Origin of the sequence: Aeromonas australiensis, from assembly GCF_000819725.1 — a bacterium.
Lineage (GTDB): Bacteria > Pseudomonadota > Gammaproteobacteria > Enterobacterales > Aeromonadaceae > Aeromonas > Aeromonas australiensis.
This window is the reverse complement of the sequence record NZ_CDDH01000100.1, coordinates 17,420-32,200: the sequence shown is the minus strand read 5'-3', so window position 1 is coordinate 32,200 and position 14,781 is coordinate 17,420. Positions and strand designations below refer to the sequence as shown.

Below are 14,781 nucleotides of genomic sequence, written 5' to 3'. Positions count from 1 at the left end.
GGCGGCCATGAAAAGTCATCATGCCAGCCCAGCCCGGGCCTCACACGCCGCAGCCAGCAAAAAGGCGAGTTACCATCCCAGACTCATGCGCGAGCAGCAGACGGTCAGCGCCATGATCCGCCTCTACTGCCAGCACCATCATCAGGATCCCCATTGCCGCCACTGTCGCCAGTTGCGGGATTTCGCCCATCAGCGCCTTCGTCGCTGCCGTTATGGCCATGGCCACAAACCCACCTGCGCCAACTGCAATATCCACTGCTACGCCCCGGCGATGCGCAAACAGATCCAGCAGGTGATGAAGTGGAGCGGCCCGCGCATGTTGTTGCGCCACCCCTGGCTCACCCTTCGCCACCTGCTCGACGGCTTGCGCAAAGCCCCCAAACTGCCCCAGAGCCGCCCCCTGCCGCCATAACCGCGCTATCCCTTGCATCCGGCAGGGGATGACCACTACCCTATGACTCCTTTGCTGCCGTTGACCCCAAGGTCAGCGGCGTTGCTGATCCGTTTGATACCCATGGAGTCCTGATGCACCACAACCCCCCCCTGCTACGCACCGCCACCCATGCCGATATGCATGCCATCTGGCAGATCGATGCCAAGGTGTTTGGTGACGATGTCTATCCCGCCTTCTTCTTCCGGCAGGCGATGGATTTGTGGCCCGAGTTGTTGCTGGTTGCCGAATACGAGGGGCAACTGGTGGGGTATGTACTGGGTGGCTTCGGTCAGGAGCGGTCGCAAGGCTGGGTGCTCTCGCTGGCAGTACTGCCCGAGGCCCGCGGCTTTGGTCTGGCCGAACGAATGATGCGCCAGATGGAGGCACACCAGCAGGCGCTGCAGGTCGGCGAACTGCGGCTCACGGTCGATCCTGCCAATCCTGCGCAACGTCTTTACTATCGCCTTGGTTATCAATTGGTTGAAGAAGTAGCAGACTATTTTGGCGCTGGCGAGCACCGGTTGGTATTGGTCAAGCGCCTAACAGAATAATTCGCCACCGGGGCATTTCGCCGTAACAGGTTACATAATTGGTTACATTTCGCTGATTTCATGTACCACAAGCTTGCAGTACAGTTCACTGCAGCACTCGAATTGTTCAAGTTTTATGCAGCCCCGGAGGCCCATCATGTTGAAACGTATGACCCTTATTGCCCTGCTGGCCGCTACCACCGTGACCGGTTGCGCCAATAGCGATATCTACTCTGGCGATGTCTACACCAAGGACCGTGCCAAACAGGTACAAACCGTCAGTTACGGCACCATCATCTCCACCCGCCCGGTCAAGATCCAGGCCGATGAGAACTCCCTGATAGGCACCATTGGCGGTGCCGTAGTCGGCGGCCTGCTGGGCAGCACAGTCGGTGGCGGCACCGGACGCGACATCGCAACCGCAGGCGGCGCCATCGCCGGTGCCGCGGCAGGCAAGGCTGTCGGCGACAAGATGAATCAGGTCGACGGGGTCGAGCTGGAGATCAAGAAAGAGAATGGCGAAGCCATCGTGGTGGTGCAGAAAGCCAGCCCCACCTTCACCCCGGGCGCCCGCGTCCGCATGACCCAGGGCAATGGCAGCATCAACGTGGCGGTGGTCAACTAACCGCCACCTGTCACCCTCGCAATAAATACCCAACGCGCCGGACCCAGCTCCGGCGCTTTTTCATCGAGATGAACCCGGTGGGGCAATGATGGAGCATCGGTTACCCCTTGAGGCAACCAGCATCCCTCTGGTCCCATGGCGCCCCCTCACCAAAAAACGTGAGATAAACCCGAGCTGGTCCACAGGCTGATGCAATCAAGATCGCCTGGGCAAGCCTGCGCGTATACACTGGTAGGCCAGCCTGATTTAGTTATCTGGTCAGGGCGCCATTTCACAGACCCTGCTGGCGGGTGAAACCGGGCCCATTTCGAGGAAACCCATGCAGTTCAATCGTCTCGATATCAGTCTCTGCCGCTATCAGCGTCTCGATTGGGAGCACAAAGCCCACGTTGTCTCACTGGCTGTCGTGATGCTGGTCATCATGGCCCTTCATCTGTTGCTGCTGCCCCACTTCCCTTACGAGCGCTTTTACGCCGTCAGCTTTGGCTTCGAGGTGATCAACTGGCTCACCATGCTGTTCCTGTTCTGGGTGGTGCAGTGCGCCCACCTGCCCACCCACACCTACCGCATGCTCTCCTGCGGTCTGATGTTGTGGATCATGGGGGCCACCGCCGACATCATGGATGAACTGGTGGCGCAGCCACTCTGGCTCGCCATCTATGCCGAGGATCTGCTGCGCTCCAGCGGCATCCTGCTCAGCAGCATCGGTATCCTGAGCACCATGCACCACCTCTTCCACATCAATACCCAGCTCAGACAACAGGCGCTGTTCGACGATCTGACCCGGCTGCCCAACCGGCGCTACTTTCATCAGCAGCTGTTTCTGGAACAGGGGATTTGCCACGCTCTCATCCTGCTGGATCTGGATCACTTCAAGCGGATCAATGACAACTACGGCCACGATATCGGGGATCGGGTGTTGCAGCAGTTTGGCGAGCTGTTGCAACAACACTGCCCGCCCGGTGCGCTGGCTGCCCGTGTCGGGGGTGAAGAGTTTGCCCTGCTGCTGCCCGTCGCCCACGAAGCCGAGCTGCAGCAACTGGCCAACACCCTGCTCACTGCGACCCGCGCCATAGCCCCCGACCCGACCCATACCATGACGGTCAGTCTGGGAGTAGGAGTCCGCGAGCCCAGGGAACCGGCAGTCTCGCTGTTCAAACGGGTGGATCAGGCGCTTTATGGCGCCAAGGAGGCGGGCAGAAACTGCGCGGTATGGGCGACGCCAACTAACAAGGAGACGTGAAGATCTGCCGGTTGATTACCGATCACAGCGGAAGATTGCTGCTGAAACAGGGGCCCAGGGAGCCCTGTTTCATGGGGGAAATCCCCTCGCCTAAAAGCGGAAGGTAAGACCGATATTGGCCTGCCACTGGGTTACCAGCTCCCCCCGCACCTTGAACACGCACTGCTCCGGGTTGCAGAGAAACTGGTTGTTGTCGTTGACCAGCGAGCCATAACCGCGCACCTCGGCCCGCAGCGCCAGATGCTCACTCAGCCTGGGTTGCACCCCGAGCGCCAGCGACATGGAAGGGGTCACCTCGCTGTCGTAGGCGGCAAAGCGGGTCACCCCGATCCCGGCGCCGATATAGGGCGCCATCAAGTTGTCAGAGAGGGTCAGCGCCCCGGCAAAGTGCAGGATATCTATGGTCAGGCGGTCTGGTTGTTCGGGAGAGATCCTGGTGGTCTGATGGCTGTAGAGCAGCTCAATCATGCCTGGGTCATCCACCTCCTTGCTGATAAATAGGCCCCAACTACCGGATCGCTGCCCCTGCAGTGAATCAAACGATGCAGAAAGCGGCACCGGCTGCACCACATCGTCACTCTTCTCGAAGTCGATGGATGAGCTGTAGCCAAAGAACGGCGTCACCTGCCAACCTGATGTAGTCACACTCCAGGCTTGCCCGAAAGGCAGCAACAGCACCACCATAGCCATCCCTGCTCTCTTCATTATCATCCCCTGCGTTGGTGTGATTATGCGAAAAGCATACCAGAAGCCTCCACCCCCCATCCTAAACGGCGGCTGTACCGGTTCGTTTTCATGCTTGTGCCACACACCACCATTGCGCCAACGGCCTGCTGGGCTAACCCCGATATACAGAAAAAGGGCGACCAGATGGTCGCCCTTTTTGATTTGTGCGGGATACCGCCTGGTCAAAGCAGATCGTAGATAAGGGCCGAGATGGCAAGCAGCCCCATCACCAACACAAAAAGGGTACTCAGCCCGCGATAACCCTTGAGGACGGGCAAGCGATAGATGGAGCAGGCCGGCAGCAGAAGCAGGATCACCGCAATCAAAGGCCCGCTCACCTTTTCGATGATCTCCAGTACATTGGGGTTGAGGTAGGTAATCCCCCCGGTCACTACGAACAGAATGACTGACGAGACCCGTGCGATGGTCGCTTCGCGCAGCGAAAGTCCCAAGCCATGACAGACGCCGCTCACCATGCTCACCGTCCCCTCGCTCACCCCCATGGAGGTGCCAAGGAAGGATTTGGACATGGCCAGAATGGCGATAAGCGGCCCCACATAAGCGATCAGCGGATTGGAGAACTTGTTCGCCAGCGCCGACAGCACCGAGATATTGTCGATGCGTGCCTGCGCCATCTCAACCTGACTCAGGCTCATTACACAGCTCACCACAAAAAAGAGCACGCTGCCGCAAATCAACATGCTGCTGCACTTGATGATCCGCTTGGCACGCAGGTCGGCACGCTCCTGACAGCGCTTCTTCTGCGCCGCACTGAAGGAGGAGATAATAGGCGCATGACTGAACGAGAACACCATCACCGGCACGATCAGCCAGAGGGATTTCCAGAACGCCGGGTCACGCCACTCCACCCCCTGACTCTCGCTGAAATAGGAGAGGCTCCACTGGGGCAGCAGATAGATGGAGAGGCCAATCAGAAAGGCAACCATCGGCAGTGCCAGCACGCTGATGGCCGACACCACGATCTGTTTGCCGGCCAGCAGCACCAGATGCAGGCCCAGCATCACCCCCAGCACCAGCAAGCCGCGGGGAAGCTCGGCGTCCCCCAACTGGTGAATCACGAAGCTCTGGATCGCATTGGTGATGGAGATGCTGTAGACCAGAATGATGGGGTAGAAGGCCATCAGATAGACCAGCATCAGCAGCTTGCCCGCCCTGGCACCGAAGTGCTCCTCCACCACATGAGTGATGTCCCCTTCCTTATGGGAGCTGGAGAGTACAAAGCGGCTCAATGCCCGGTGGGCATAATAAGAGAGCGGAAAAGCCAGCAATAATATAAACAGCAAAATAACCGGAGAATTACTGCCAACGGTAATAGGGAGAAATAAGGTACCGGCACCAACAGCCGTGGCATATAAGCCCATGGTCCATACCGAATCGCTTTTCTCCCATTTCAACTTTGAAACAGGGTTACTCTTTTCAGCAATAGAAACACTCATTGCAATATATACCTTATTAGTCTGTCATCATTATTTTTATTGGCCAAAATAACAGGCTGGAGATATGTCGTTGCATATCGCCCTGCACATGAAAAAACAACGCCGCCAGTGGCCAATAGGGCCACCGGAGAGAAACGGAGCTGCCATGCTACCATCGTTGAAATCGCTATCCGGGTCAAGGTTAATAATTCATGACTGTTTGAATCGGAATGTTTCAAAAGACAACTGAATGTATCAAATTCGTCACCCAAAACCCGATTCAGGCCTGTTTGATAACATACCGATAAAACCTCATGCTGTTGCCCAACAACATAAATAAGACCAGCGAACAGGTCGATAATATTAACACCTTAAGCTGTGGAATATGAGTTAAATAATACGGCCAACTTTTCTACTAATTGACAGTGATGTCAGCCAATTTATTCAGGGGAAAAGCGCAGACTATTTCAGACAGCGACCGGGGCGGTACTCTCAACCTGCCGGGCAGTGTGCCACCCGGTTGCGGCCTGCCCGCTTGGCCCGATAGAGCCACTCGTCGGCCCGGGCCAGCGCCTGATTGATATCCTCCTCCGGCTGCACCAGGGTTGTACCCAGGCTGACCGTGATGGCGACCGGATCGGCAGGCAGCGCTTCGACGGCGGCACGGACCTGCTCCGCCATCTGCAGCAAACCGGCTTCATCGATCCGCGGCAAAAGGATCAGAAACTCCTCGCCACCGCTGCGCACGAATAGATCCTCAGCCCGCAACCGGGCATCGACGCAGGCGGCAAAGCGCTGCAGCGCCAGATCCCCCTGCTGATGACCGAAGCGATCGTTGATCTGTTTAAAGTGATCGATATCGAGCATGATAAGACCGCCAGGCGCCTCGTTGCCCCTCACCTGCTGACAGTGCTCGAAGAAGAAACGACGATTATAGAGGCCGGTCAGCTGGTCGGTTTCACTCTGATGCTGCAGACGCTGCTGCAACTCGAACTGGCGGGTAATATTGCGGGTCACCCAGGCCACCGCCCGCTTGCCATCATAGAGGGAGGGCAGCGGCGCAATCTTGCCCTCGAAACGCTGTACCCCTTGCGGCCCGACACCGGCATCAATGCCACCCACCTCGCTGGCAGCCAGATCGTACTCAACCACCTGCACCAGGCCACTATCCAGTGCCAGCGCGACCTGTGCCATCACCCAATGCGCCATCGCCTCGGGCAATACATCCAACAACCGCACTCCTGCCAGCGGATTGCCGTCCTGATAGGATTCATGCTCCATGCCGCCGATATATTCCACGTAATAGCCATCTTCACTGAGGATAAAGACCGGATCTGGCAGCTGGGCCATCACCTCGTAAAGCTGCGATACCGAAAGAGCCATAAATACTCCTGCACTTCTATGACCAAGCGGAGCCACCCATTGTGACCCAATCCAGTGCTCCGCCAAAAATCAGCATAAGCGATAGCTTTACAACACTAGCCAACAGCCCTTTATAGCAAGTTTACCCCGCATGGCGAAATAACCCGGCGCGACCAGCAAACCCCACTCAAATCAGGGAACAGTGAGGAGCAGCGCAGCTCCTGCCACCCCCTTTCATCTGCAAGCACTGCGCCATAATCCGTAAGACCGGCGGTACGCCCAGCCTATTTGATAACAAGATCAATTATATGCAACCAACAAATGCAATTGACAATCATTATCACTGGATCGAAAATTGATCTGCAAAAGAACCATGATGGGAAGCAATATGAAATTCAACTTTGTCACAGCGCTGTGGCTGTGCCGTATTTCAGGGGTCAATACCAATAACAGCTTTTGCACCAACTTCAACACCATAAAACTGAGTAAACCTTATTATGTTGAGACGAACGAGATATATTTTAAAACAATAAAGAGGATATGTTGAGGATTGCATAATTCTTACCACCATAAACATAGTTCTGGAATATTTACCTCACAGTTTAAATTCTCACAACCAGGGTGAAAATATCTCTACAATGTCGAAATTAATGATCACCAACTCGAGCATAACCATTCTCGACGTCGAGCACGATGACCTTATTTTCATAAGGGATGACAACCCCAATACACTTTCGAAAAGAGCGCCTCCTGTAATGGCGTGGCCAGGCGGCGGATCCGCCGTCATGGGGGCGATGAGTGTCATTGCCAGCAACCATGGGGCAAGCACAAGAGAGATTACTGCTGATGCCTTTGGTGGTGTGCTCACAGATGAATTGCGCCACATAATGGAGGCTGGAGCACTTGGCATGATGGCTTCAGAGCGCCCAGGGTTGTCAACAAGCGGTGGCAGCGCCTTATGCCATCAATGATAGAAATATTGACGTTGATGGCTGCAATTGCTGCACCTTTTATATTAACTACTAGATATTTTTATCGAATAGCACTGCTGCTAATCTCGCTCAGTGCAATATTAAGCAATTACTTCCCTAATAATTTATCAGTCTGGATACATATTTCCTTTATTGTTTTCACTATTATTTTAAAGACTAAATATAATTCTACCAAGGTGCATCGTGATGATGTCATACTGGGCTGTTATATAATTTTTTATTTGCAACCATTAGTCTTGAGACTAACCTGAAACGTCCTGTTTATATGCAGTAGACGATATAAGCTCGCCATAAAAAAGAGCGCATGCTATGCGCTCTTTTTCTTTTTAGGTCTATGGGATGATATTTATCAACCTGTATTGCGCATCCCTGCCGCGATACCAGCGATGGTGACCATCAGCGCCTTGTCCAGCTCGGGGTGCAGGGTCTCCGGGTGGTTGCGGGAGCGGTTGAGCAGTTCAGCCTGCAGCACGTTGAGCGGGTCTGTGTAGGGGTTGCGCAGCTTGATGGACTCCTTGATCCAGGGCTGATCCTCCAACAGCCCCCCGCGCGGGCTCAGTTTCAGCACCACCTCGATGGATTCGGCGAGCTCCTGACGCAGCTGTTTGCCCAGGCCCCACAGCTCCTGCGGCACCAGACGGGTGTCGTAGTACTCGGCGAGCCAGGCATCGGCCTTGAGGAATACCATCTCCAGCATCTCGAGACGGGTACGGAAGAAGGGCCACTGGGCGCTCATCTCCTCCAGCACCGCCAGCTTGCCGCTGTCGATGGCTTTCTGCATCCCCTTGTGAGCCCCCAACCAGGCTGGCAGCATCAAGCGATTCTGGGTCCAGGCGAAAATCCACGGTATGGCACGCAGGCTCTCGACGCCGCCATTTGGCTTGCGTTTGGCGGGGCGGGAGCCGAGCGGCAGCTTGCCGAGCTCCAGCTCCGGTGTGGCGGCACGGAAATAGGGTACGAAATCAGGGTGGCCACGCACGATACTACGGTAGTGATCACAGGAGTCAGCAGCCAGCTGTTCCATCACCTCGCGCCAGCACGCGTTCGGCTTGGGCGGTGGCAACAGATTCCCCTCCAGCACCGCGCTGGTGTAACGTTCCAGGCTCTTGATGGCGACTTTCGGCAGACCAAACTTGAAGCGGATCATCTCACCCTGTTCGGTAGTACGCAGACCACCGCGCAGGGATCCCGGCGGCTGGGAGAGGATCGCCTGCTGAGCCGGTGCGCCACCACGACCCACGGTACCACCTCGGCCATGGAACAGGGTGAGGCGGATATTGTTGGCCTCCGCCAGCCCCACCAGAGATTCCATGGCGGCGTACTGGGCCCAACCTGCTGCCATCATGCCCGCATCCTTGGCGGAGTCGGAGTAGCCGATCATCACATACTGGCGGCCCTGAATGTAGCCACGATACCAGTCCACCGACAACAGACGCGCCATGACCGCAGGCCCGGCCACCAGATCATCCAGGGTTTCGAACAGCGGGGCGACCGGCATTCGGAACGTACAACCTGCCTCTTTCAGCAGCAGCTGTACAGCCAGTACATCGGATGCGGCACCCGCCATGGAAATGATGTAGATACCGAATGCATCCGGGTCATGCTGGGCAATCACCTTGCAGGTATCCAGCGTCTCGCGGGTCTCGGGGCTCGGTTCCCAATCGAGAGGGATCAGCGGACGGCGGGAACTTAATTCGGTGAGCAGGAAGCTCTGCTTGTCATCTTCGCTCCACTCCGCGTAATCCCCCATCCCCAGATAGCGGGTCAGTTCGGAAAATGCCTGGCCATGGCGTTCGCCATCCTGACGGATATCCAGCTTGACCAGATGGATACCGAAACAGGCGACCTTGCGCAGCACGTCCAACAGCATGCCATCGGCGATGTTGCCCATGCCGCAGGCGTGCAGAGAGTGGTAGCAGAGCTCCAGCGGTTCGCGCAATTGAGCGGTGGTTTTGATGAGATCACGGCTCTCGCTGCTCTGCCCCTGAACTTTGGCTGTCAGGTACTCTTTGGTTTCCCGCAATCCGTCACGCAATTCACGGATCAGTACGCGGTAAGGTTCCGGGTGGTCACCAACCCGCGCGCGCACCGCCTCGGTACAATCGGACATGGAAAGCTCGGAAGTGAGCTCCTTGATGTCTTTATAGAACAGGCTTACCGCCATCCAGCGGCCCAACTCCAGCACTTCGGCAGTCACCTTGGCGGTGACGAAGGGGTTGCCGTCACGGTCGCCCCCCATCCAGGAGGTGAACTTGACCGGCGCAGCATCCAGCGGTAACCGCACACCCAGATGGTGTTGCAAACGCTCGTCCAGATTGCGCATAAATTCGGGAATCGCTGGCCACAGACTGTTTTCCACCACCGCAAATCCCCACTTGGCCTCGTCGACCGGGGTCGGGCGCTGCTCACGGATTTCGTTGGTGTGCCAGGCCTGATTGATCAGCTGTTCGATGCGATTGAGAATATTATCCCGCTCACGGGGTAACAGGTCGGAGAGCTCCAGCGCTTCGAGGCAGTCGTTGAGCTGTACGTGCTTGTGGATCAGAGTGCGGCGGGTCACCTCTGTCGGGTGCGCGGTCAGCACCAGATCGATATCCAGCTCGCGCACGGCCTGGATAATGGCCTCCTGGGACAGGTTGGAGGCTTTCAGCTTGTCAAACATATCCTCCAGCAAGTCAGTGCCACTGGTTTGTTCCTCATAACGACGAGAGATGGTGTGGAACTGTTCAGCCACGTTGACCAGGTTGAGAAACTGGCTGAAGGCGCGGGCCACCGGCAGCAATTCATCATCGCTCAGGGTTCGCAGGGTATCGAGCAGACGTTCCCGGTCTGATTCATTGCCCTTGCGGGAGGACTTGGCCAGTTGGCGAATGGTTTCGATCTTGTCGAGAAAGGCCTGACCCTGATGATCCTTGATGGATTTACCCAGCAGCTGACCCAGCATACCTACGTTGGCGCGTAGTGCGGCGTACTTTTCGTTCATTCCACATCCTTATCTTGTTGGTGCCTGACACCCATCCTGGGGTGCGAGACGACCTCACTTATTGTTGTGCGATTACAACATATGCTCCGTCATCTTAGGGTGACAATCTACCCAGAATGTCTGCGCAAGGTCAAATAACAGGCCGATTCAGAACATGTATTTCCCTCACCACTCCACAACCGGCTTGTTATGTAACTTACTTACAGTTTTTACGCCCCTTTCACCGCCGCCGCTACAGGCAAAAACGGCTGATCAGGTGCTGCAACACTGAGGTGGTCGGCTTGACGAAGGAGAGGTCGAGATACTCATCCGGCTGGTGTGCCTGGGCGATATGGCCAGGGCCCAGCACGATGGTCTGGCAGCCAAGCTGCTGGATAAACGGTGCCTCGGTGCAGTAGTTGACCGACTCGGCGGCGCGACCGCTCGCCTTCTCTGCTTCGCGCACCAGCACAGAGTCGTCGGCGCAGGCGTAGGCGGGAATGGGCTCGTGCAGGTGTTGCAGATGGAGGCAGCCCGGTTGGTGGATCTCGATGGGCGACAGCGCCTCTTTGAGCATCCCCATCAGCTCATCTGGCCCCACTTGCGGGGTGGGCCGCAGGTCAATATGCAGCTCGCAGCAGCCGCAGATGCGGTTCGGGCTGTCACCGCCCTGAATATAACCCAGGTTCAAAGTCGGCTGCGGCACGGCAAAGCGATGGTCGGCGTAGCGATCTTTGAGATCCTGCTGCAAGCGCAGCACCTGCCCCATCGCCTTGTGCATGATCTCCATGGCGTTGACGCCGTTGGCGGGATCCGAGCTGTGACCGCTCTTGCCGGTAATGCGGATCGCCTCCGACATATGCCCCTTGTGGGCCACCACAGGCACCAGCCCGGTCGGCTCGCCAATCACCGCATAGTCGGGTTTCAACTCGGCCGCCGCAGCGATGGCGCGGGCCCCCGCCATGGTGGTCTCTTCGTCGGCAGTGGCGAGAATACGCAGCGGCTTGTTGAGCTTGGTGAGGTCAATCTCTTTGAGCGCTTCGACGATAAAGGCGAAGAAACCCTTCATATCGATGGTGCCGAGACCATAGAGGCGGTTGCCCTCTTCGGTCACCTTGAAGGGATCCTTACTCCACCCCCCCTCATCGAACGGCACCGTATCGGTGTGACCCGCCAGCAGCAGACCGCCCTCCCCCTGACCATATGTCGCCACCAGATTGAACTTGCCCGGCAGGTCGGGGAGCGCCGTTACCTCGCACTGAAAACCGAGCTGGCCGAACCAGTCGGCTAGCAGCCGGATCACCGCCTCGTTGCTCTGATCCCACTTGGGATCCGTGCTGCTGATAGAGGGAATCGCAATAATATTCTTATAAAGTGAAAAAAAATCCAGATTGGCCATCAGCTCCTCCTTGCTTCCCCAAAACGTTTCTGTTAGAAAATACAAATGCAGTGCGAATGCATGAATATTCTGTCATTTTGCCAGGATAAGCAGCTCGCCAACAAAGGCTTCTAGTTGTAAGGGAAAGTTAATGTTCTGTCACCTGATCTATAACCGACGACACACACCCGCCTGAATCGCCCCTCCGCACTTGTTTATCAAGACGGTGCTCCGGGGTGAACAAACCCCATGCACTGCAGCGCCATGCTGTGAATCTCGAACTCTGACTTGGAATATTCAACATGCTTAACACCGTTATCGTCGGTGCCAGTGGCTACGCGGGAGCCGAACTGGCCGCACTGGTACAGAACCATCCACAACTCAAACTGTTCGGTCTCTATGTCTCCGCCGGCAGTCAGGATGCCCACAAGCGCTTCTCTTCCCTGCATCCCCAGTGGGTCGGAGCCCTCGATCAACCACTGCTGCCGCTGGACGACGACGGCATGACCCGGATCCTGACCCAGGCCGATCTGGTATTGCTGGCCACCGCCCACGAGGTGAGCGCCGAGCTCGCACCCAAGTTTCTCGCCAAGGGGCTGCCGGTGTTCGATCTCTCCGGCGCCTTCCGGGTCAAGGATCAGGGCTTCTACGACAACTTCTACGGCTTCACCCACGACAGCGAAAAGTGGCTGGATCAAGCCGTCTATGGCCTGGCCGAGTGGAACGCCGATGCCATCGCCACCGCCCAGCTGATTGCCGTGCCGGGTTGCTACCCGACCGCATCGCTGTGCGCCCTCAAGCCGCTGCAGCAGGATGGCCTGATTGCCAAGGGGTGGCAGCCCATCATCAACGCTGTCTCCGGGGTTTCCGGCGCCGGTCGCAAGGCGGCCATCAACACCAGCTTCTGCGAAGTGAGCCTCAACCCTTACGGCACCTTCAACCACAGACACCAGCCGGAGATCAGCCACCACCTCGGCAAGGAGGTGCTGTTCCAGCCCCACCTTGGCAACTATGTGCGCGGCATCTTGGCCACCATCTATGTGCAGCTGGCGGACGGCGTCACCCCCACTCAGGTGGATCAGGCCTTCCTCAAGGCTTACGAAGGCAAGCCGCTGGTGCGCCTCACCGGCCAGATGCCCTCTATTCGCGGCGTCGCGGGCACCCCTTACTGCGACATTGCATGGCAACAGCAGGGCAACATGCTGGTGGTGGTCTCTGCCATCGACAACCTGCTCAAGGGCGCCGCCTCGCAAGCCATGCAGTGCATAAATATCAAATTTGGTTTTGAACCGGCCACCGGCCTGATTTAAGGACTTAGGAAGGATCTCGAACATGGACAAACAGACGTTGGTAATCAAGCTGGGCGGCGCCCTTATCGAGAACGACGAGGCGCTGACCGCCCTGTTCGCCACCCTCAAAACCTTTCTCGACGATCAGCACCGTCCTCTGGTGCTGGTACACGGCGGTGGCTGTCTGGTGGATGACCTGCTCAAGGGGCTGGGTCTCACCTCCACCAAGAAGAATGGCTTGCGGGTGACCCCGTTCGAGCAGATCCCCTTCATTGCCGGGGCGCTGGCGGGCACTGCCAACAAGCAGATGATGGCCAAGGCGATCGCCACCGGCATTCCGGCGGTGGGGCTCTGTCTGGCGGATGGCGGCCTCTGTCAGGTGACCCAGCTCGACCCGGATCTCGGCGCCGTCGGCGAGTGCAAGCCGGGCAACCCGGCGCTGGTAGCAGGCATCCTCGGTCAGGGCTTCCTGCCGGTGGTGAGCTCCATCGGCATCACCGCCGAGGGGCAGCTGATGAACGTCAACGCGGATCAGGCGGCTACCGCCATTGCCGAGGCGCTCGGTGCCGATCTGGTGATGCTTTCCGATGTGAGCGGCATCCTCGATGGCAAGGGCAAGCTGGTGCCCCAGCTCGACAAACTGACCGCGCTGGATCTGATGGAGAAAGGGGTGATCACGGATGGCATGGCTGTCAAGGTAGAAGCGGCCCTGCACGCCGCCGAGACCCTCGGCAAGCCGGTCTGTGTCGCCAGCTGGCGTTACCCGGATCAGCTGCTCAAGCTGCTGGCTGGCGGCGCGGTCGGCACCCAAGTGGCCATTTGATCTCCACCGGAACAAGGAACATCCGATGCAACATCTTCTGAAAGACAGTGATCTGAACAAAGCCCAGATCGAAGCGCTGATTGCGCTGGGCAAAGCGGTCAAGGCCGACCCGAAGAAGTACAGCCAGGCGCTGGCCGGCAAGAGCGTGGTCACCCTGTTCGAGAAACCCTCCCTGCGCACCCGGGTCACTTTCGACATCGGCATCGCCAAACTGGGCGGCCACAGCGTCTATCTGGATCAGCAGAATGGCGCGCTGGGCAAGCGGGAGTCGGTGAAGGATTTCGCCGCCAACCTGTCCCGCTGGTGTGATGCCATTGTCGCCCGGGTGTTCGATCACCAGACTCTGGTCGAGCTGGCGGAGCACGGCTCTGTGCCGGTGGTGAACAGCCTGTGCAACCTCTACCACCCCTGTCAGGGGCTGGCCGACTTTATGACCATTGCCGAGCAATACGACGATCTGTCGAAGGTGAAGCTTGCCTACCTCGGTGATGGCAACAACGTCAGCCACTCTCTGCTGCTGCTGGGGGCCACCCTGGGCACCGACGTCACCCTTATCTGCCCGAAAGGCCACGGCCCGGATACCCAGATCTTCCTGCAGGCGCACGCTCTGGCGGCCAAGTCGGGGGCGACCATCCACATCAGCGATGACGTGGCAGATATCGAAGGGTTCGACGTGGCCTACACAGATACTTGGGTCTCCATGGGCGACAACACCCCGATGGAGCAGGTCAAAGACCTCTTTATGCCTTACCAGATCAACCAGGCCCTGCTCGACCGCACCGGCATCCAGCATGTGCTGCACTGCCAACCGGCGCACCGGGAGCTGGAGATCACCTCGCAGGTGATGGATAGCCCCGCCTCCCTCATCATGGACGAGGCCGAAAACCGGATGCATATCCAGAACGCCGTGTTGCTGACCCTGTTTGGACATAAATAGCCCGGGCGGCAAATAACGCGGCAATCAACCTGAATCACGACCCTT

Annotated in this window: 13 protein-coding genes; 8 read left to right on the top strand and 5 right to left on the bottom strand. The window is 57.5% G+C overall.

What is annotated here, in order from left to right; all coding sequences use genetic code 11:
• Positions 1-7: 7 nt before the first annotated feature.
• From BN1117_RS16765 to BN1117_RS16750, 4 genes are all read left to right on the top strand, one after another.
• The gene (locus tag BN1117_RS16765; RefSeq protein ID WP_040099288.1) at positions 8-412 is read left to right on the top strand and encodes a nitrous oxide-stimulated promoter family protein; all 405 of its coding nucleotides are present in this window, start codon (positions 8-10) and stop codon (positions 410-412) included.
• Positions 413-525: 113 nt separating this feature from the next.
• Positions 526-984, top strand: coding sequence for a GNAT family N-acetyltransferase (locus tag BN1117_RS16760; protein ID WP_040099239.1), 459 nt, complete (start codon positions 526-528; stop codon positions 982-984).
• Positions 985-1,120: 136 nt separating this feature from the next.
• Positions 1,121-1,588 carry an outer membrane lipoprotein gene (locus BN1117_RS16755; protein ID WP_040099237.1) on the top strand — a complete coding sequence of 156 codons (468 nt, stop codon included), beginning with the start codon at positions 1,121-1,123 and terminating at the stop codon, positions 1,586-1,588.
• Positions 1,589-1,907: 319 nt separating this feature from the next.
• Positions 1,908-2,831, top strand: coding sequence for a GGDEF domain-containing protein (locus BN1117_RS16750; RefSeq protein ID WP_040099235.1), 924 nt, complete (start codon positions 1,908-1,910; stop codon positions 2,829-2,831).
• A 90-nt stretch (positions 2,832-2,921) separates the two neighbouring features.
• Here BN1117_RS16750 and BN1117_RS16745 read toward each other — a convergent pair whose 3' ends face one another.
• The 3 genes from BN1117_RS16745 to BN1117_RS16735 form a co-directional block, all read right to left on the bottom strand.
• Positions 2,922-3,536 (bottom strand): outer membrane beta-barrel protein, encoded by a 615-nt coding sequence (locus BN1117_RS16745; RefSeq protein WP_040099233.1) that lies wholly within the window; start codon positions 3,534-3,536, stop codon positions 2,922-2,924.
• A gap of 203 nt (positions 3,537-3,739) precedes the next feature.
• On the bottom strand, positions 3,740-5,014 hold the full coding sequence (locus tag BN1117_RS16740) for an amino acid permease (protein WP_040099231.1): 1,275 nt from the start codon (positions 5,012-5,014) through the stop codon (positions 3,740-3,742).
• Between the two features lie 471 nt (positions 5,015-5,485).
• A complete protein-coding gene (locus BN1117_RS16735) occupies positions 5,486-6,376 on the bottom strand; it encodes a GGDEF domain-containing protein (RefSeq protein ID WP_040099229.1) in 891 nt (296 codons plus the stop codon).
• Between the two features lie 617 nt (positions 6,377-6,993).
• On the opposite strand from BN1117_RS16735, the gene BN1117_RS16730 reads away from it, so the two are divergent.
• Complete coding sequence (locus tag BN1117_RS16730) at positions 6,994-7,326, top strand: hypothetical protein (protein WP_052441545.1); 333 nt, start codon at positions 6,994-6,996, stop codon at positions 7,324-7,326.
• 370 nt (positions 7,327-7,696) lie between these two features.
• Here BN1117_RS16730 and ppc read toward each other — a convergent pair whose 3' ends face one another.
• On the bottom strand, positions 7,697-10,330 hold the full coding sequence (gene ppc / locus BN1117_RS16725) for a phosphoenolpyruvate carboxylase (RefSeq protein ID WP_040099227.1): 2,634 nt from the start codon (positions 10,328-10,330) through the stop codon (positions 7,697-7,699).
• Positions 10,331-10,562: 232 nt separating this feature from the next.
• Positions 10,563-11,708 (bottom strand): acetylornithine deacetylase, encoded by a 1,146-nt coding sequence (gene argE / locus BN1117_RS16720; RefSeq protein WP_040099225.1) that lies wholly within the window; start codon positions 11,706-11,708, stop codon positions 10,563-10,565.
• A 281-nt stretch (positions 11,709-11,989) separates the two neighbouring features.
• On the opposite strand from argE, the gene argC reads away from it, so the two are divergent.
• From argC to BN1117_RS16705, 3 genes are read left to right on the top strand one after another with little or no spacing between them, the layout of a single operon-like run.
• Complete coding sequence (gene argC / locus BN1117_RS16715; RefSeq protein ID WP_040099223.1) at positions 11,990-12,997, top strand: N-acetyl-gamma-glutamyl-phosphate reductase; 1,008 nt, start codon at positions 11,990-11,992, stop codon at positions 12,995-12,997.
• Positions 12,998-13,019: 22 nt separating this feature from the next.
• A complete protein-coding gene (argB, locus tag BN1117_RS16710; RefSeq protein WP_040099221.1) occupies positions 13,020-13,799 on the top strand; it encodes an acetylglutamate kinase in 780 nt (259 codons plus the stop codon).
• Positions 13,800-13,824: 25 nt separating this feature from the next.
• Positions 13,825-14,736 carry an ornithine carbamoyltransferase gene (locus BN1117_RS16705; RefSeq protein ID WP_040099219.1) on the top strand — a complete coding sequence of 304 codons (912 nt, stop codon included), beginning with the start codon at positions 13,825-13,827 and terminating at the stop codon, positions 14,734-14,736.
• The last annotated feature ends 45 nt before the right edge of the window (positions 14,737-14,781 follow it).

Excerpts from the sequence above, each read along its gene's own strand:
- BN1117_RS16750 (WP_040099235.1), top strand. The coding sequence starts at position 1,908 with ATGCAGTTCAATCGTCTCGATATCAGTCTCTGCCGCTATCAGCGTCTC.
- argC (WP_040099223.1), top strand. The coding sequence starts at position 11,990 with ATGCTTAACACCGTTATCGTCGGTGCCAGTGGCTACGCGGGAGCCGAA.
- ppc (WP_040099227.1), bottom strand. The coding sequence starts at position 10,330 with ATGAACGAAAAGTACGCCGCACTACGCGCCAACGTAGGTATGCTGGGT.
- BN1117_RS16730 (WP_052441545.1), top strand. The coding sequence starts at position 6,994 with ATGTCGAAATTAATGATCACCAACTCGAGCATAACCATTCTCGACGTC.
- BN1117_RS16765 (WP_040099288.1), top strand. The coding sequence starts at position 8 with ATGAAAAGTCATCATGCCAGCCCAGCCCGGGCCTCACACGCCGCAGCC.
- BN1117_RS16705 (WP_040099219.1), top strand. The coding sequence starts at position 13,825 with ATGCAACATCTTCTGAAAGACAGTGATCTGAACAAAGCCCAGATCGAA.
- argB (WP_040099221.1), top strand. The coding sequence starts at position 13,020 with ATGGACAAACAGACGTTGGTAATCAAGCTGGGCGGCGCCCTTATCGAG.
- BN1117_RS16755 (WP_040099237.1), top strand. The coding sequence starts at position 1,121 with ATGTTGAAACGTATGACCCTTATTGCCCTGCTGGCCGCTACCACCGTG.
- BN1117_RS16760 (WP_040099239.1), top strand. The coding sequence starts at position 526 with ATGCACCACAACCCCCCCCTGCTACGCACCGCCACCCATGCCGATATG.
- BN1117_RS16745 (WP_040099233.1), bottom strand. The coding sequence starts at position 3,536 with ATGAAGAGAGCAGGGATGGCTATGGTGGTGCTGTTGCTGCCTTTCGGG.
- BN1117_RS16740 (WP_040099231.1), bottom strand. The coding sequence starts at position 5,014 with ATGAGTGTTTCTATTGCTGAAAAGAGTAACCCTGTTTCAAAGTTGAAA.
- argE (WP_040099225.1), bottom strand. The coding sequence starts at position 11,708 with ATGGCCAATCTGGATTTTTTTTCACTTTATAAGAATATTATTGCGATT.
- BN1117_RS16735 (WP_040099229.1), bottom strand. The coding sequence starts at position 6,376 with ATGGCTCTTTCGGTATCGCAGCTTTACGAGGTGATGGCCCAGCTGCCA.